Source organism: Maribacter sp. MJ134, from assembly GCF_003970695.1.
Classification (GTDB): domain Bacteria; phylum Bacteroidota; class Bacteroidia; order Flavobacteriales; family Flavobacteriaceae; genus Maribacter.
In genome coordinates, this window is record NZ_CP034570.1 from 2,863,880 (window position 1) to 2,883,424 (window position 19,545).

General features: G+C 40.3%; 13 protein-coding genes. 4 read left to right on the forward strand and 9 right to left on the reverse strand.

Features of this window, described 5'->3' with window-relative positions; all coding sequences use genetic code 11:
• Positions 1-24: 24 nt before the first annotated feature.
• From EJ994_RS12365 to hemH, 8 genes are all read right to left on the reverse strand, one after another.
• A complete protein-coding gene (locus EJ994_RS12365; protein ID WP_126592778.1) occupies positions 25-1,578 on the reverse strand; it encodes a hypothetical protein in 1,554 nt (517 codons plus the stop codon).
• A gap of 17 nt (positions 1,579-1,595) precedes the next feature.
• Positions 1,596-2,378: an enoyl-CoA hydratase/isomerase family protein gene (locus EJ994_RS12370; RefSeq protein WP_126592779.1), complete on the reverse strand. Its 783-nt coding sequence runs from the start codon at positions 2,376-2,378 to the stop codon at positions 1,596-1,598.
• An 11-nt stretch (positions 2,379-2,389) separates the two neighbouring features.
• Entirely contained in the window at positions 2,390-3,823 is a 1,434-nt protein-coding gene (locus EJ994_RS12375; RefSeq protein ID WP_099574019.1) for a sensor histidine kinase, read from the reverse strand.
• A 153-nt stretch (positions 3,824-3,976) separates the two neighbouring features.
• Entirely contained in the window at positions 3,977-4,528 is a 552-nt protein-coding gene (locus EJ994_RS12380; RefSeq protein ID WP_126592780.1) for a CopD family protein, read from the reverse strand.
• A gap of 88 nt (positions 4,529-4,616) precedes the next feature.
• Positions 4,617-7,742, reverse strand: a complete 3,126-nt coding sequence (locus EJ994_RS12385) for a WD40/YVTN/BNR-like repeat-containing protein (protein WP_126592781.1) — start codon at positions 7,740-7,742, stop codon at positions 4,617-4,619.
• A 93-nt stretch (positions 7,743-7,835) separates the two neighbouring features.
• The gene (locus tag EJ994_RS12390) at positions 7,836-10,970 is read right to left on the reverse strand and encodes a VPS10 domain-containing protein (protein WP_126592782.1); all 3,135 of its coding nucleotides are present in this window, start codon (positions 10,968-10,970) and stop codon (positions 7,836-7,838) included.
• A gap of 294 nt (positions 10,971-11,264) precedes the next feature.
• The gene (locus tag EJ994_RS12395; protein WP_126592783.1) at positions 11,265-12,368 is read right to left on the reverse strand and encodes a lactonase family protein; all 1,104 of its coding nucleotides are present in this window, start codon (positions 12,366-12,368) and stop codon (positions 11,265-11,267) included.
• Between the two features lie 67 nt (positions 12,369-12,435).
• Entirely contained in the window at positions 12,436-13,467 is a 1,032-nt protein-coding gene (gene hemH / locus EJ994_RS12400) for a ferrochelatase (protein WP_126592784.1), read from the reverse strand.
• Positions 13,468-13,624: 157 nt separating this feature from the next.
• Between hemH and EJ994_RS12405 the strand changes: the two genes are divergently transcribed.
• Positions 13,625-14,689 (forward strand): mechanosensitive ion channel family protein, encoded by a 1,065-nt coding sequence (locus EJ994_RS12405; protein WP_126592785.1) that lies wholly within the window; start codon positions 13,625-13,627, stop codon positions 14,687-14,689.
• An 18-nt stretch (positions 14,690-14,707) separates the two neighbouring features.
• Complete coding sequence (locus EJ994_RS12410; protein WP_126592786.1) at positions 14,708-15,547, forward strand: N-acetylmuramoyl-L-alanine amidase-like domain-containing protein; 840 nt, start codon at positions 14,708-14,710, stop codon at positions 15,545-15,547.
• A 25-nt stretch (positions 15,548-15,572) separates the two neighbouring features.
• On the opposite strand, the gene EJ994_RS12415 is transcribed toward EJ994_RS12410, so the two are convergent.
• A complete protein-coding gene (locus EJ994_RS12415; protein WP_126592787.1) occupies positions 15,573-16,463 on the reverse strand; it encodes a helix-turn-helix domain-containing protein in 891 nt (296 codons plus the stop codon).
• Between the two features lie 192 nt (positions 16,464-16,655).
• On the opposite strand from EJ994_RS12415, the gene hemA reads away from it, so the two are divergent.
• Together hemA and hemC are read left to right on the forward strand one after the other, a co-directional pair.
• Positions 16,656-17,912, forward strand: a complete 1,257-nt coding sequence (hemA, locus tag EJ994_RS12420) for a glutamyl-tRNA reductase (protein WP_126592788.1) — start codon at positions 16,656-16,658, stop codon at positions 17,910-17,912.
• Positions 17,909-19,486, forward strand: a complete 1,578-nt coding sequence (gene hemC / locus EJ994_RS12425) for a hydroxymethylbilane synthase (RefSeq protein WP_126592789.1) — start codon at positions 17,909-17,911, stop codon at positions 19,484-19,486. Before hemA ends, hemC begins: the two co-directional genes overlap by 4 nt.
• The last annotated feature ends 59 nt before the right edge of the window (positions 19,487-19,545 follow it).

A 19,545-nucleotide genomic window follows, 5' to 3' on the forward strand; every position in this document is an offset into this window, starting at 1 on the left:
ATGGAATTTATCCAATACTTGATTTTATTTAACGGCTACCTGTACCAATTGTTTTTTACTACCTCTTTTCGCATAAAAAAGAAGCTCGTCCGCACCACTATCAATCAGGGGCTTCGAAACCATTAATGGAAGGCGGGCATCCGTATCATCGATGACCTTGTCATAGCTCATATGACCTTGTGCATCCAACTTAATAAGAAAAATATTCCTATTTCTACTTAAGCCCTGTTTAAACATAATACGTTCCGCACTAAGTTGTTGCGGATTTTCTGCAGACGTACTTATAAAAAAGTAGGTGTCGTTATCCTTCGTATAGGCACTATAAGAAGCATAGGCTCCATCTCCTTGGGTAACTTCGGTCTTATTAATATTTCGCGCCCATAGCATATCTCCCGTTGCGTTTAACTTAGCACTGACAATATCATTGTGATGGTATCTTGTGACCATAACACGACCCCCACTTGTATTCGCCTGCACGCTATTACTGGTAAAATATTCTTCGGCATTGAAAAGTATTTCCCCATTGTCGGTCACATCCATACTTTTAAAAACAAGGTTCTTAATGTTTTGATCTTCTTCCCTACCAAATTTATCCAACATAAATTGCTGCGAAAATGCATTGAACTTTTGAGATTCAATGCTAAGGGACTGTGGATTCAATTTAAAGTATGCAATGCCATTGTAGCGATTATCCTTTCGGTCTGCATAGAAGCCTATACATAGTAATTCTTTATCCTTAAAAATGGGCTTTAGGGCCTCAGGAAACTTTCCCGGGGTGTAAAAGGATTGTGTATCACGGTCATTTTTAGATATGCGAACCAATTCGTATTGAAATTTGCGCTCCGTGGCATTGAAACGTTTCTTTTTAAAATAAGCCTTACCTACCAAGTAAACGTTACTTAAATCATCTGAAAAAACAATATTTTCAAAAGCGTAATTTTTCTCCTCTACTTCCTCGGAAAAATCGTGCTCCATCAATTTGCGTAAACTGGAATCGAACACATAAATAAAATGCTTGTGCTCTTTACGCCTTTTAAAATGAGAAGTTATGGCGAAAGCGGTTTTATCGTCATTGAAAAGGACCGAAGTTGTAAAGCCTTTGCTAAAATTACGGTTGTAATAATTTCTATCCAAAGGTTGTTGCACGATTTCAGACGGAATGGAAAGTAATACTTCCTTGGTAAATGCAAATTCCGTAAACGGACTTCTGTGTACTATGTATTCATAAGATAACGAACTATAGTTATACTCTAAAAACAGGAGGTAAACCTGACCGTTCTTAACATAGGCTTCAACAAAATTAGATTTCTTGAGCTTATAATTGTACTCGGACAACAACGCAAGGTTCTCATCGTAATGCTCTATTAGATATCCCTTGGGCTTTAAGACTATTCCCGAAAAGTATGACCGTACCACAACGGTGCCGCCATTACCATCATCCGCAATGGATAGTAAATTAGAGTATTTATGTTTGTCGTTATACTTCTCACCAATATCATAAGCTATATTGGTTTCTTGGGCTTTAATGCTCCAAACAGCTATTAAAATAAGGATATAGGAAATACTTTTTTTGAACATGTCGGGTACGCTTAGCGTTACGAACCCGGAAATTCTGCCTTACGTTTTTCTAGAAAAGCCGTTGTACCTTCGGTAAAGTCGTCCGTTCCAAAACAAGCGCCAAATGCTTTAATTTCCTGCTCGTAACCGTTAACAGTATTCTTAAAACCAGCATTTATAGATTTTATTGCATATGATATGGCAACACTTGAGTTACCACATATTTTATAGGCGATTTTATTACATAAGGGAAGTAGTTCTTCTTGCGTGGTGATGTGATTCACCAAACCGTACGACTTAGCTTCCTCTGCAGAAATCATTCCCGCTGTCATAATCAATTCCATGGCCCGGCCCTTGCCTATTAACTGTGGTAATCTTTGCGTACCGCCATAACCAGGAATAACTCCTAAAGAAACTTCGGGAAGCCCCATTTTAGCATTATCGCTAACAATTCTAAAATGACAAGCCATTGCCAACTCCAAGCCTCCTCCAAGGGCAAAACCATTTACAGCGGCAATTACCGGTGTGGAAAGGTTCTCGATAAAGTCGAACAAAATTTCTTGCCCTTTGGCAGCTAGCTTTTTTCCCTCTTTAACCGAAAAATCGGCAAATTCGGATATATCCGCTCCCGCTACAAAGGCTTTTTCTCCGCTTCCCGTGATTATAATTGCCTTTATTCCACTATCCTCCGCTAAATCCTTGATTCCGTCATGCAATTCTTTTATAGTTTCTTTGTTCAGGGCATTGAGTTTGTTCGGGCGATTTATCGTCACTGTGGCGATAGCCGCCTTTTTTGCAATCAAAATAGTATTGTAGGACATAAGCTGAAAATTTATTTTTTTATGATAAAAGGGTGATTTTTCTCTTGTGGGAATTTTACGCAAAAAACTGTGCCTTTACCCGGTTGCGATGTAAAATTAATACTGCCCTTATAGGTTTCTACGATATTTTTAACCATCCCGAGACCTAGGCCCATTCCGCTGGTCTTAGTGGTAAATTTTGGTTCAAAAATCTTATCGGTGAATTCGGGCTCTATTCCTATACCATTGTCTGCCACAGAAATTTTTACCATATCCTTATCCGAGGCTACGGAAACCAAAATGCGTGGAGATTTTACTTCCGGTACCGCCTGAATAGCGTTTTTTACCAAATTGGTAACCACTCTTATGAGCTGCGTACGATCTAGTTTCGCTATAATTTCCTCCTCTTCGGCTATAAAATGTATGTAATCCTCATTAAAGATATCCAGGGCCAGCTTTACGATTTTGACTACGTTAAGCGTTTCGTTCTGCTGTGCCGGCATTTCAGCAAAATTGGAAAAGGCCGAGGCAATACTGCTCATAGTATCTATCTGCTGTATGAGTGTCGTAGAATACTCCTTTACCTTTTTCTCTATCTCTGGATCGTTCGCATCGAACTTTCGCTCAAAACTTTGCACACTTAAACGCATCGGGGTTAACGGATTTTTTATTTCATGCGCTACTTGTTTTGCCATTTCTCGCCAAGCTTGTTCCCGCTCACTCTTCGCCAATTTGGCCGCGCTCTGACTTAGTTCGTCAATCATAGCATTATATGATGAAATCAGCTTTTCTATTTCTTCGCCGGGTTTTTCAATATGAATTTTTTCATTCCTCTTCGTAAGATTGGTTCTACCCATCATATCAGAAATGGTTTCTAATGATCTTGTAATATATTTAGAAATAAAGAATGCAAAGCCAATAGCAATAAGCAACATAATTAGGTAAACTCCTCCCAAACGTATTAGAAATTCCCTGAGCTCTTTATCGTTGAACGAGTTATCCTCAAAATAGGGTAGGTTTATAATCCCTATGGGCTTAAACTGGCGGTCGGCGATGTAGGTATAGGAAGCTTGATATTTATCACCCGCAGCAGACCGTTCCTCCACATACCTTTTATCTGCACTGGCCTCTAGGTGGTTTAGGATTATGGGGTCCAAACAAATAGATAAGGAATCGTTCTCGAACTTTGGCCTGGAACTTTTAATAAGTTGACCTTCCAAATCGTAAAGGTTAAAGTTCATATTCTGGACGACCGCAATCTCATAAATTTCGTCTTTAAAAATAAGTCCTAGATTTTCTGTGGTAACAGGATACGTGGTTTTTTGAATGGCCAAATCAATACTTTGCCGTATTTGTTCCTCTTTCCTTTCCATCCTATCTTGATGGTAATCCCTATTTATTTCTTGAAACTGGTAAATTGTAGTTGCCAAAATCAATACCGAGGCCAATAGCACCAAGAAAATCATGGCAAAGAAAATACGGGATCTTAGGGATAATTTTTTAAGCAAGACTCTGGCGTTTCATTCAAAGTTAGCAAATATCGAACCAAATAATTGAAACTTAAATAGAAGTGAAGAATACGAACTTAAAAAGGGAAAGAAATTTGATTTCGGTTTTCCTTAGTCCTCTTGGCTTTTATGACGGATACGCTTGTAAAGTTTTATCCCTAGCATCAATATTACCCCGAGCACAATGATTCCGGCAACTCCAAAAATCCAATTAAAGGAACTTTTCAGAATCACTAGAAAAACGACCGAGAAAAGAATCAGCGTAGCACCTTCATTCCAAATACGCATATAATTAGAGGTATAGTTAATTTGGTCCTTTTGAAACTTTTTGAAAATAAAATGATTTCTAAGGTGATAAATAATGAGCAACAGCACAAAACCAAGTTTAATGTGCATCCAGGGTTGTTGTAGCCAGTATGGCGCTAAAACCAATAACCATATGGCAAATACCGTTGCTAAAATTGCGGATGGCCACGTGATAATGTACCAAAGCCTCTTGGCCATCAGTTTTAACTGTTTGGAAAGAATTTCTTTCTCTGGGGACCCCTTTTCGTTGGCCTCAATGTGATAAATGAAGAGTCTGGGCATATAAAAGAGTCCTGCAAACCAGGTAATCACAAAAATAAGGTGCAGGGCTTTTATATAGTTGTAATACTCACTCATAACAATAGGGTTCTAACTTCCAGTCTATACAACAAACATCAACAAAGATTTCATCACTCAAAGTTAGTGAAAGACGCATCAATTGGCTTTAAAGTTTTAGCGCTCCAATACCATTCTCCCATAATTTCTTGTTCACTGCAGGCAGGTCTTTTTCCAAAATGGCTTTACCCCTAGATTTTAAAATGGTCCATTGCTCGTCCAATTCCTGTTTCCGATTCAAATTAGCCTTGTTAACCCTTGGGATACTACTACTGGTTTGATTAATTAAAAACAGATACTCTGCCGTAAATTTATTGGGAAAATTTTCCACATCGTCATACGCCTGGGACTTACGTTGAATCATGTCATTATCCCATGCTTCCATTTTTTCCAATACGGCATCAACCTCTTTTTTAAGTTCGGCATTTTCAACATCTTTTAAATGTTCCTTAAGATCACCCTGAAGACGATACAATGTATTGACCATGTGATGCATTTCTGTAACCTTAGTCTCCATTTCCGTCATTATATCATCGAACGCTTCATATTGTCCCGGTTTCGTCTCAAAGGTAGGAACGGCCTTAATTTCTCCCTGAGTCTTAACTAGCTTGTCCCCCACCTTTAATTGAATATCGTATATTCCTGGGATAGCCTTATGACCGTTAAACCCTGCTTCAATATATGCCCCAGGAATTCCAGGCATGGTATTATGGCTCATGTTCCAAACAAAACGGTTAAGACCTTTATTTTTAGATAGCAAAGGTTCTGGTGACGGTCCGCCGCCATTATGCGGTTTGTAATCAGGGTCCTTTTCAGAGCTTAAGCTTCTGACCAAGTTTCCTTTGGCATTTCTAATTTCCATCGTCAGGACGGTCGAGTCTTTCAATTCTGGAAGCTCATAGTATATGACGAGTCCGTTTGCAGGATTAACCCCATTGAAAGGATGTGTCCCCTTGAAAATTTTGGCATTACCGTTTAATTGACTTCTCCATGAACCGTTATAAGCAAGCGCTGGCTTGTATACATGGAGCTGTTTTTTGGGAGATTCATATTGTGGAAGTAGTTCTAAATCATCTAAAATCCAAAATGCACGACCCGAAGTGGCTACAATTAAATCTCCTTGATGTACCTTTAAATCGGTTATGGGGGTCACGGGTAGGTTTAACTGCAAGGATTCCCAATTTTTACCATCATTATAAGAAATGTATATTCCCTTTTCGGTACCTGCATATAAAAGTCCTTTCCTTTTAGGGTCTTCTCGTACTACTCTCGTAAAGGCACCGTAGGGAATGCCCGCACTGATATTAGTCCACGTTTTCCCGTAATCCGCCGTCTTATATATAGCTGGAGTATAGTCGTTGAATTTATATCTTGTAGTGGCAATGTACGCAGTAGCAGGCTCATGTGGTGACACCTCGATAGCATTAATTAAACACTCCTTCAAAACCTTTGGCGTAATGTTTTGCCAAGTTTGCATGTTATCTTTAGTGATCTGTACAAAGCCATCGTCACTGCCCGAATAAAACACCCCTTTTTCGTGCGGAGATTCAATGAGGTAGGCTAAGGTTCCGTAGTTTTCGGCTCCTACGGCTTCGTTCGTATAAGGACCACCACCATTTCCTTGTTTTTCATCGATATCCCTTGTTAAGTCTGGTGACATCTCTTTCCATGAAACTCCCATGTCCGTAGTTTTCAATACCAATTGTGCTCCATGGTAAAAAGCATTTGGCTCATGTTGCGAGCGAATAATGGGCGCATTCCAATTGTAGAGGTATTTCATATTTCTGGCTTCCCTACCCAAATATTGAATAGGAGCCGCCATTATCTGTGTAGACCCCTTGGATTTTGTATCCAAAATCTCTATTGTACCCAAATAACTTCCGCCCATAACGTATCTTGGATTATCTGGGTCAAAAGCTAAAAAGGCACTTTCCCCACCGGCCGAAGGGCTAAATTCCGCCATGGAGATACCACTACTACTATTCGCCATATTGGCGATCATTGCAGAAGAATAATCCTGCTGCCCGGCATATACGTTGTAGGGAAATAGATTATCTGCATTAATGCGGTAAAACTGACCGGTAGGCATATTAAGTTGGGTAGACCAACTAGCCCCAAAATCAAAGGAAATGGCGGCACCGCCATCGTTAGCTATGACCATATTTTTGGAATTATCCGGATTTATCCATAAATCATGATAATCCCCGTGCGTGCCCGAAAGTCGTTCCCAGGTTTTACCGCCATCCGTAGAACGCAAAGCAGGTGCGCTTAACACATAGACCGTATCTGCGTCGTTGGGGTCGGCAAATACTTCAATATAATACCAAGCTCGTTGTACCAAGCGGTTATCTCCGCTGACCATAGACCAACTTTCTCCTGCATCATTTGAAACGAACAACCCACCTTTATCCGCATTGGAATCGCTTTCTATCAAGGCATATACCTTATTGGAATTTGCCGGACTAACCGCTATCGCCATTTTGCCTTTTTCCTCGGGCAAGCCTTTGTGAATTTTTGACCAAGTTTCGCCTGCGTCCGTAGATTTGTACAACCCACTTCCTTTGCCTCCACTAATGACCATATTAGGTTTCCGTTGGTGTTCCCACATAGCGGCGTACATAATCTCTGGATAATTGGCGTCCATGGAAAGTTCCGCAGCGCCAGTCAAATTATTGACGAACAAGGTGTTTTTCCAAGTAATACCACCATCTACTGATTTATAGATTCCTCTTTCCGCGTTACCTTCGTGCAGTGCACCTTGTGCAGCAACATAAACAACGTCCGGATTGGTAGGATGAATTATAACCCGAGAAATATGCTGCGTTTTTTCCAGGCCTAAATGCTTCCATGTTTTCCCAGCGTCAGTAGACTTATAAACACCGTCGCCATAGGAGGTCATTACACCTCTTGGCGCATGTTCTCCCATACCCACATACACGACATTCGGATTTGATTTTGATACGGCTACTGCCCCAACGGAACCGGTTTTAAAATAACCATCGGAGATATTTTCCCATTTTTGTCCCGCTGTTTCTGTTTTCCAAAGGCCACCGCCGGTTGTTCCCATGTAATAGGTCATAGGATCCCCAACAACACCACTTGCCGTTACGGAACGCCCACCTCGATAAGGACCAATATTCCGATATTTCACAGGCTGAAAATAGTCGTTGACCGTTTGTCCGAAAGTAATGACTGTTACCAGGACGAGTACTAGGGATAAAAATTGTTTTCTCATTATGTTTTTATATAATTAAATTTGGTGTTCATGCGCTTCTCGACTCCGCTCTGAATGACAGAAACATCACGAAACACTTAATTCAATAGCTGGCTATTCAACAAATAAATAATTCAGCTTTAAATTATTAAAAGCACTATTGAATTCTTGAAGCTCTTTTGAGATAACCGCATCAAAAGTGTCTAACTGCTTAATTATTTTTCCCGTAAGTTCATTCTTTACAGCAATGTCCTGCTCCGTAGGTGGAAAATCATCAATGGCCACCAGACTATTTAGATGCCCTAATTTATTTGTTAGCTTAATGGGAAAATTCAAGGGGTCTTGGTTACTTCTGTTTTTCGTTTGATACAAGGCCTTTTCAACCTCTTCCAAACGTTCTTTCATCGCCTTAGCCTTCGTTACTAATTCCTTTGTGGCTTCATTATCCTTGTACTGGGAAGAAAAGGCATCTAGCTGGGTATTGATTTTCCTGATTTTCTTTATAGATTGATGCGCTTTATCAATTGTTGTATTGATATCGGTGATGAAGTTGAATTGTTCTTGCATTTCCTGCACCGAAGCTTCTGCTCTGGGATCCGGTACAATTTTAAAAGTCTCCGTGCTTCTATCGCCATTGACATTTAAGTGTACTTTGTAGCTTCCCGGAACGGCTTTGGCACCATCAAGACTTGCCCACCATAAGATCATACCATCTAATTTTTCAGCTCCCTTTCCACGAGTATCCCAAACGAAGGTGTTTCCTCCTTTTTTTAGCTCTAGCTTTTTGTTTTTCTCTTTGGTAGTGTTGCTGTAATTCGCCAAGGTATCACCCGCCATTGAGGTAAAGGTTAGGTTAATACTGTCCTTTTCCGATAGATTCTTTAGATAGAAGTGGGTTATCACTCCGTTAGTATGGTTTTGTCCCGCGGTTTTAGACGGGGTTTTAGCTGCTCTTCCCTTGGTCCTGTAAGCGTCCTTTGGTTTGTATAAAATTGAAGAAGCGGATTTCTTGTTAGTATCTAGCTGATGAAGAACGGTAAGGTCGTCTATCATCCAAACACTTCGTCCTTGCGTGGCAACAATCAAGTTGTTATCCTTAATTGTTAGATCCGTTATGGGCACAATAGGTAGATTCAACTGAAAAGAGCTCCAATTTGCACCATCATCAAAAGAAATATACATGCCTGTTTCCGTTCCTGCATACAATAATCCTTTTCTTTTAGGGTCTTCGCGAACTACTCTAGTAAAATGCTCTTTATCGATACCGTTTATAATTTTTGTCCAGGTCTTCCCATAATCCGTAGTCTTGTATAAATACGGTTGAAAATCACCCAGTTTATAGCGTGTAGCGGCAATGTAGCAAGTGCCTTCATCAAATGCGGATGGTTCAATACTATTGATCATATTCCACTCGGGCATCCCGGTTGGAGTAACATTATCCCAAGAAGCTCCTCCATCTTTGGAAACGTGCACCAATCCATCATCACTACCTACCCAAAGCAAACCTTCTTTTAGAGGACTTTCGTTAGCAGCGAAAATGGTACAGTAGTACTCCACACTGGTATTATCCTGAGTTATTGGACCACCACTTGAACCCAACTTGGTAGGGTCGTTTCTTGTAAGGTCGCCACTTAGCACCTTCCAACTCTGTCCTTCATTTTCCGAGACGTGTACGTGTTGCGAAAAGGTGTATAGTTTCTTTGGATCATGTCTGCTGAAAATAATGGGAAAGTTCCACTGGAAACGGTATTTCATAGCTTCCGCTCCTGCTCCCATAGGGTTATCCGGCCAAACATTAATGCCCCTCACCGTTCCTTTGTCGTGGTTTACCCGGGTAAGGAAACCGTCATAACTACCTCCATATACAATATCGTTATTAGTGGGGTCCACGGCAATATGCGCCGATTCTCCTCCGGCCGTTGGTTCCCAGTCTGACTCGTCTATGCTACCCCCATCACTGCGATGGTTGATACGCAAGGTAGAATTATCCTGTTGTGCCACGTAAATACGGTACGGGAAGGCATTATCCGTAGTTACCCTGTAAAATTGGGCGGTAGGTTGGTTATAATAGGTACTCCAAGTTTCGCCTCCGTCGTAGGATATCTGTGCGCCGCCATCGTCCCCGATAATCATGCGTTGGGAATTTTCAGGCGCAATCCATAAGTCATGATGATCCCCGTGAGGCGCATTAAAGGTATTGAAGGTTTTTCCACCATCGGTAGATTTGTGATATCTAACGTTCAACACATAAACCACATCTTCATCTTCGGTATCAGCATAGACTCTTGTATAATACCATGCCCTTTGGCGTAATTTTCTTTCACTGTTGACCTGTATCCATTTTTTACCCCCATCGTCAGAGCGGTACAGACCGCCTTTTTCTTTATTCTCAACAATGGCCCAAACACGTTCCGAATTCTTGGGTGACACCGTAATCCCCATAATTCCCAAGGTATCTTTTGGAAAACCTTCGTTCTTTGATATTTCTGTCCATGTTTCCCCACTATCCGTACTTTTCCAAAGTGCCGAACCTGCTCCACCACTACTTAAACTGTACGGGGTTCTTTGTGCGCGCCATGTAGAAGCATATAAAATTCTTGGATTGTTCGGGTCTAAGGTCAAATCAACGGCACCTGCCTGGTCGTTTACGAATAAAATCTGTTTCCAATTTTTCCCCCCATCGGTACTTTTGTAGATTCCCCTTTCTTTCGTAGGCTTATAAATATTACCGAGTACCGCTGCATAAACGATATTGTAATCCGTAGGGTGCACTTTTATTCTTGGCACATGACGACTATTTTCTAATCCGGCGGACATCCATGTCTTACCTCCGTTCTCCGTTTTCCAAATTCCATAACCAGAAGACACGTTCCCCCTTAAGGTTTTTTCGCCTCCACCCACATAGATGACGTTGGGGTCGCTCTTTGCTACTTCAACGGCGCCGATACTACCGCCAAAGTAACCATCGGATATATTACTCCACGTACGGCCACCATCTAGAGTTTTCCAAACCCCGCCACCCGCTGCTCCAAAATAAAATAGATTAGGTTCTCCAGGCACACCCGTTACCGCAGCAGAACGACCCCCTCTAAACGGGCCTACCAAACGATAGTCAAGACTTGAATATAAATCTTCTGGATATTGGGGCGTAACAGTATTGGATTTTTTCTTGCGCTGTGCTTCGGTATTCGTTGGAAAAAGGAATAAGACAAGCAATAGCACACTTGCCCATGTGTAGAAATTTTTCATTTTTTAAGTAGTTGAATTAGTCTAGCTTAAATGTAATGAAAAGCAGTATTACAATGAAATTACGAAGTAGGTTTATTCTTGATTTTTCTCAGAAATCTTCTTGTACGCTTTCTTCGATTTGAACAATTCTATGAAACTGTAAACAAGTAACCCAATGGAAATAATGAATATGCCAATAATAAGTATGCCCATAAGTGGTAAAGTATTTTAGTATTAGAAACATGTTTCTACACCAAAGTCACATCTAAGGCGAACTTAACACCATCGGACAAGAAGTTTCAGCAGAAGTATTCGCTAATTCAAAAATTGCAAGCAAACGGGGTTTGGTAATTTTTCGCTCTTAAGAAAGGTTAGGGTGCCGGACTCAGTATCCCGTTTAAAAATAGAGACGTTATCACTTTTCTGGTTCGCAACAAGTAAAAAATTATTGGTCGGGTCCAAAGTAAAATTTCTTGGCCAGTCTCCTCTAACTGCTTCCCTTCCGGCTAATTTTAATTTACCCGAAACTTCATCAACCATAAAAATCACTATCGTATTTTCGCCCCTATTGGATCCATAAAGAAATTTACCGTCTTTTGATAGGTGCACATCGGCGCAATAGCTATCTCCATTGAAATCCTTTGATATCGTACTAATTGTGTCCACTTCATTAAATACATTTTCCGCATTCCTTTGCAAAAGGGTAATAGTAGAATTCAATTCGTTAATAACGTATAGAAATTCGTGGTTCTCTGAGAAAACAAAATGTCGGGGACCTGCACCCTTTTTCAAATCTATCGACGGTTGCTCGCCTGCAATGAAATCGCCGTCGACGTTTTGGTAACGCTTTATTGCGTCAAGACCTAAATCAGACACGAATAGCTCGCCTCTACTACCTTTTGCCATGTGGGCATGTGGTTTAGAGAGCGTATCAATACTTATGTGATTGATTATTTGATGTTTTTCAGACAAACTACCATCATACTCCAAATCGGCAACCATGACATTGCCACCAGTGTAGTTTGATACTACTAACTTATTTTTCCCCGTAAGCGAAACATGACAAGGATGTGCTCCCCCCGTACCTAAACTATTTTGAAATGTCAAAAGTCCATCGCTTATTTTGAAAGCAGAGACACCACCGCCCAAGGAATCAAAATCAGCCGTTTCCTGTACGGCGTACAAGTTCTGTTTATCGTGTGAAATCGTTAAGAAAGATGGGTTGGGCAAAGTAACCGCCAATTTTTTAGCGGATAATTCACCTGTACTGGCGTTAAAACTGTAAGAATAAATTCCTTCACTCTCACCATCTGTATAAGTACCTACAAATAACCGATATGTTTTAGAGGGTTGGTTCATTTTACATCCAAGGAATAAGCTTATAAAAAAAAGTAGTGCATAGGTGTGTTTGTTTTTCATCTATCAAGAATTTATTAGATTAAATAATGTAGTTGAATACTGTTAAACCGTAAACAGCGTAAACGACCTAAACCGGCAAAAGCTCTTTTTCTTCCCAAGAATTTACCCAATTTGCCATAACCTGCACCCAAGCATCGCTATCGTTTAGGCAGGCAATATGTTTGTAATGTTCGCCTCCCGCCTCTTCAAACTGTTCCTTCCCTTCCATCGCAATTTCCTCCAAGGTTTCTAGACAGTCGCTCACAAAGGCAGGTGTAATAACGGCCAGACGTTTTTTGCCTTCTTTGGCCAAACGTTCAAACTCATAATCCGTGTAGGGTTTTAACCAAGGGTCCCCCGCCAATCTGGATTGAAAAGAAGTACTTACCTGCTCGTTCGCCAGGCCTAAATAAGCTTTTACACTTTCCGTAGTGTCATATACTTGATGACGGTAACAGGTATTATGGGCCACAGAGTTTATATTACAGCAACTACCATCTATTTTACAGTGAAAACGGGTAGGGTCGCTTTTTCTGATATGGCGTTCTGGTATGCCGTGGTAGGAAAACAGAATATGATCGTATTCAAAGTCTTTTAATCCCTCTTTAATATTTTCGGACAAGGCTTTAATGTAATCCGGATTCTTATAGAAGGCTGGCATTGTGGTGACCTTCATTTCAGGAAAAAGTTTTTGCTGATCTTCCAACACCTTCACTACTACTGTCTCATAGGAAGACATGGCGTAATGCGGGTATAGGGGAACTAGCAACACATCGTCCACGCCTTTTTCCTTCAACTCTTGCAATGCATTTTTTATGGTCATGGTACCGTAACGCATCCCTAGCGCAACGGGCATTTTGGTGTGCTCACGTAATTTTTTTGTAAACCGTTCGGAGAGCACAATTAAAGGAGAGCCTTCATCCCACCAAATCTTTGCATAAGCCTTAGCAGATTTCTTGGGCCTAGTTTGAAGTATTATCCCTCTGACCAATAGCGTTCTTAACCATTTTGGAGCATCTATTACACGCTCATCCATGAGAAACTCATCCAAATAAGGTTTCACATCCTCTGCGGTAGGATTATCAGGGGAACCCAAATTAACTAGTAAAACTCCTTTCATGCTGCTTTGTGTTTTAAAACAAAAATACGAGTTGACATCAATATTACCCTAACGGATGAGCAATACTTTATCAATGGTGATATAAGTTGTTTCAATCGCAGCTTAATGATAACTTTGACGACAACTAATTCATGATTTCGCTACAAACCTAAAACCTATGGACACTGTTTTTAAGGATATGCCCAAGGAGGCTATTTTATATCTGAGTTTAACCTTTGGTAGTTTTCTTATACTCTATTGGACGGTACTTTTTGTTTTGCGAAAACTGGGTAGGGACCCCAAGTACTTACTGCCCGAAGGCGTTATGAAGCGGGTAGCTTTTCCTATTTTCCTAATCTTTGTTTCCATCGTTATTAGAATGGCCTCTTTTAGGCAATTGCTAGGACTAGAGAATGAAGGATACCTTTTTCGAAAAGCAAGTACCTTGCTTTTCATCTTCGCCGCAACGTGGTTGGTAATAGGAGTTTTAAAGGTGATAAAAAAACTTATCATACATAACTACGACGTTAGTTCTTCCGATAACCTGAAAGCCAGAAAAATATACACGCAGTTTAATATTCTGGAACGGATTATCATATTTATAGTAGTAATATTAGCTATAGGCCTAGCGCTAATGAGTTTTGAAGAAATTCGTGAAATCGGGGTCAGTATCTTTGCCTCTGCAGGGGTTGCCGGTATAATCATAGGGTTCTCCGCTCAGAAATTAATAGGGACCATTCTTGCGGGTATTCAAATAGCCGTTGCGCAGCCCATAAAAATAGATGATGTTGTCATTGTTGAGGGTGAATGGGGACGTATAGAGGAAATTACCCTGACCTATGTGGTCGTTAAAATATGGGATAAACGTAGGCTGATAGTCCCAACTCCCTATTTTATTGAGAAACCCTTCCAGAACTGGACCAAATCGTCTTCGGACATTTTAGGAACCGTGTTCCTTCATATGGATTATAGGGTTCCGTTCGATGCGCTCAGAAAAGAACTCGATACCATTTTAGAAAGCACGGACTTATGGGACGGTGAAGCAAGTAATATTCAAATAACCGATAGCAAAGCGACCTATGTGGAGGTCAGGGCCATGGTCAGTGCTCGGAATGCATCAGACGCGTGGGATTTAAGAGTGCTGGTACGGGAAAGACTGATTACTTTTTTACAAGAAAACTATCCGGATAGTATTGCTCACAACAGGGTGTTGTTGAAGGACGTTAATACAAAAGAACAATAAATACGTACTTTTATTCCCATGAAATCTTTTTTGCTATTTACATTTTTCATTCTAACGACTGCGGTATTTTCCCAACAAATCACCTGCACCCCGAAAGACAAACAGGCAGTAAAAGATAAATTGATACATGTAGATGGTCTTCTTGAAAAGGATTTGGGCAAAACCATGGTTGCTGTTGGAAAGACTTTTTTAGGCACCCCATATGTTGCAAAAACCCTAGAAATTGGTAAGACAGAATCACTGGTGGTAAACCTTCATGGATTGGACTGCACCACCTTTGTTGAAAACGTGCTTGCTTTTAGTGTGCTTTTAAAGAACGGGCAGTCCAGTTTTGATGATTTCACTCAGACATTAGAAACCATTCGGTATAAAGATGGCGAGTTAGATGGTTATGCTTCTAGATTGCACTATTTTTCGGAGTGGATAGCCAATAATGAGTCTAAGGGTTTATTGAAAGATATTACCAATGAAATAGGTGGCAAGGAAATTACCAAGCCTATAAATTTTATGAGCACCCATCGCGATTTATATCCCTTTTTGAGCGATGATGCCAATTTTGAAAAAATTAAGGCTTCGGAGAAGTATCTGAACGAACAGGTAATTTGTGTCCTATCACAAGAAGATATTTTGGCTAACGAACACCTCGTGAAATCCGGAGATATCATAGCCCTAACAACTTCTATTAAAGGCCTAGATATTACACACACCGGAATTGCAACTCGGGAAAAGGACGGTCGTATCCATTTATTACATGCCTCTACCGTGGGTAAAGTAGTAGTATCTAAACTACCCCTGATAGACTATCTCAAGAAAATAAAAGGCAATACCGGCATCATGGTGGCTAGGGTTTCTTCCTAACAGATAACGAACGGTATTTTACGATTTAAACGTTGGGCAAGGCCATTACATACTTCTTAGGTGTAGTACCATACTTCTTTTTAAATGCTGCTATAAAATGGCTAGAAGTACTGTACCCTATTTTTAAACCTATTTCGTTGACATTGTACTGTCCAGATTCCAGAAGCCTTCTAGCGTACTCCATTTTGTAATCAAAAAGAAAGCTGTAGACCGAATCTCCGTAAATCTGCTTAAACCCCTCTTTCAAACGTTTAAGGCTTAGTCCTATTTCCTTGGAAAGTTCAGGCAAAGAAGGAGGTTCGGCCATATTCGCAATAATCAGCTCCTTAGCCCTTCTAATGCGTTTTACGTTATCCTCGTCTACAAGAAAAGGGCATTGTTCTACATCAGCATCCGTGCTTTTATTAAAATAAAGGGAAATTAATTCGTAGACCTTTCCCTTGATATATAGCTTCTTGATGGTAGGGTGCAAATTATAGTTTATCATTTGACTGAGCACTACCGCTATGGCCGGCGAGACCGCCTCTTGGGCGTAGTATTTCTTTTCGCTACTTTCAGTATTGAGAAAGGGGATATAACTGGCTTCATCAGAGAATAAGGAATGAAACTTACGTATGGTCATTACCACGGAAACCATCCATGAACCAGGAGCTAAGGACAGGTCCAATGGTAAGTCTACCTGCGTATTATACAACAATAATGAATTTTCCTCAGAAACTTCCAGGGCATAGTTTCCTTGGTTAAAGACAAATTTTCCACCCCCTTTTAAACAGAAATGGAACTGTATATATCTTTTATTGATCTCTCTTGTTACCTGCTGAGGCTCAACCCCTTCATTCTGTATTTTGAGTACATAGAAACCGTCATCGATTAATATTTCCTCGAAAGAACCTGTAGCGACATTTTCTAATTTCATTTTAAATAAATTTTACTTCTAAGTTATTTAGATAGAGTCTAAATAATTCACCGATGATGCTTAAAATCATACTAAAATTAAGGCATTTAAGCGGATTTACATCAATTTACTCAGAAAAACACTTTTATCGATGTTAATTGTTCCTCTAGCGTTACTTTTATCCGTGAAGGGATTCTATTTTTGTTTCGCTTTATGAAAGATTATCATATTTCCAAACACAATTCCTTTTACACCATAGGACTTAACTACAAAAAGGCCGATGCCGTAGTGCGGGGTAAATTCAGTTTGGACGAGACTTCCATGAACAATCTTTTACTTAAAGCACAAGAACAAGGGGTAGACGGACTTTTGGCAACTTCTACCTGTAATAGAACCGAGCTTCACGGCTTTGCACAGCACCCCTTTCAACTTATAAAATTACTTTGTGAGCATTCCAACGGAACCGTAGAAGAATTTCAGGAAGTAGCCTATGTTTACAAAAATAACGAGGCCATTGGCCATTTGTTCCGCGTAGGTACAGGTTTGGACAGTCAAATACTAGGTGATTTTGAAATCATCAGTCAATTAAAACAAAGCTTTAATCGTTCTAAAAAAATTGGTATTGCGAACCCTTTTATAGAACGGCTATGTAATGCCGTAATACAGGCGAGCAAGCGTATAAAGAATGAAACCGAAATTTCTTCAGGAGCCACATCCGTGGCTTTTGCATCGGTACAATATATTTTAAAGAATGTCACCGATATTGCCGCAAAGAATATTCTACTCTTTGGTACAGGTAAGATTGGTAGAAATACTTGTGAAAATCTAATCAAACACACTAAAAATCCGCATATCACCCTTATCAACAGAACAAAGGGTAAAGCTGAAAAAATTGCCGGAAAATTTAACCTTTCCGTTAAAGATTATGGGGATTTACAGACCGAAATCCGTAAAGCCGATGTTTTGGTAGTAGCCACAGGCGCACTAAAACCTACCGTTTCCAAGGAATTAATCTATACAAAGAAGCCGCTTCTGGTATTGGATTTATCCGTTCCAAAAAATGTAGATGAAAATGTATCCGATTTGGAAAACGTAACCCTGATTCATTTGGACCATCTCTCCCAGATGACCGATGAAACGTTGGAACGAAGAAAAGAATTTATACCTGCTGCGGAGGTAATCATAGAGGATGTCATGGCAGACTTTATACAGTGGTTGGAGACCCGTAAGTTCGCTCCAGTTATAAAAGCCTTGAAAATGAAGTTGAAAACTATGAAGGACGAGGAACTGGACTATCAGTCCAAAAAGAAATCCGATTTTGATACGGAACATGCGGATATTATCTCTGACCGCATTATTCAAAAGATAACCAAACAATTTGCGAATCACCTCAAAGACGATAAGGTAGATTCTGATTCCAGTCTAGAACTTATCCAAAAAGTATTTCAATTAGAACTGGACAAGAAATGAGCAAAACCATACGCATAGGAACCCGCGATAGTGAATTAGCACTGTGGCAGGCCAATACGGTAAAAGATGCCTTGACATCTATGGGCCATAAAGCACAGATCGTAAAAGTAAAGTCCACTGGAGATCTCATCTTGGACAAACCTCTTTACGAACTTGGGATTACGGGCATATTTACCAAAACCTTAGATGTTGCTATGCTCAATGGCGATGTGGATATCGCTGTGCATTCCATGAAGGATGTACCCACCGCGCTACCCAAAGGCATTGTGCAAGCGGCGGTATTAAAGCGTGCAAATTATCTGGATATTCTGGCATATAATGACAATGAAGAGTTCCTTGGACAACGCGAAGGAGTTATCGCCACAGGTAGTTTAAGAAGAAAAGCGCAATGGTTGAACAGATACCCCACCCATACTGTGGTTGATTTAAGGGGTAATGTAAACAGCCGTTTGGAAAAACTGAACAATAGCGATTGGAACGGAGCCATTTTTGCAGCTGCCGGATTAGAACGCATAGGTTTAGAACCCAAAAATACCTTAGGTCTTACATGGATGCTACCCGCACCTGCACAAGGAGCGATTATGGTGGTTGCCATGGAACATGATGATGAAATACGCCAAATCTGTGCACAACTTAATCATGAGGAAACGGACATCTGCACCCAACTAGAAAGGGAATTCCTAAGAGAGCTTGAAGGTGGTTGTTCTGCACCCATAGGGGCATTAGCCTATATAAACAAAGAGAATATTGTTCATTTAAAAGGTATTCTTTTAACCGTTGACGGTTCTAAAAAATTGGAAGCTTCTTTGGAAGCACCGCTTGGAAAGCATGAAAATCTGGGAATTGATTGCGCCAAAAGTATTCTTAGCCGGGGAGGCAAACGCCTCATGAACGAGCTGCAGAATGGCAATCTACAACCACACGTGTTCTCTACTAAAAAATTCACCGAAGAACAGCAACAACGCTTCTCGTCTTCAGTAAGGGTAGATTCAGAGGATTTTATAAAGATAAGCCCCAATAGGATTTCTCCGATACAGCTTAGGAAGGAAATGAAAAATGTGGTATTTACCAGTAAAAATGCAGTGGAGAGCTTGCTGACCAACATAAGTCCAGAAGAGCTAAAATTTGAAAACATCTACTGTGTTGGTAGAAAAACCAGACGTCTCATTCAGAAGAAAATAGGCAAGGTTACCCATTTTGAAAAAAATGCTACAGATTTAGCAAACTATTTGGTAGAGTATATCGAGGGCACCGAAGTAACGTACTTTCATGGAAACCTTAGCCTGGATATAATACCAAAAATTTTAGAGGAGAATACCATTACCGTTCATACCATTGAGGCTTACCGAACAAAATTAGCTGGAAAGAAGATTGATGAAGCAGTGGAAGGTGTTTTGTTCTATAGCCCTTCTACCATTGAAAGTTATTTAATCAATAATGAACCAAATAAGACAGCCTACTGTATCGGTGAGACCACCGCTGCTGAAGCACGCAAACATTTTAAGGATGTTAAGGTCTCTAAAATACCGGATGTGGAAAGTGTTATTGATCTAGTGAATGATGATTTTAAATAATATTTGCCTTTTGCCTTTTGCTATTAGCCCTGTTATTAGAATTACGTTGTAGCGGTGAA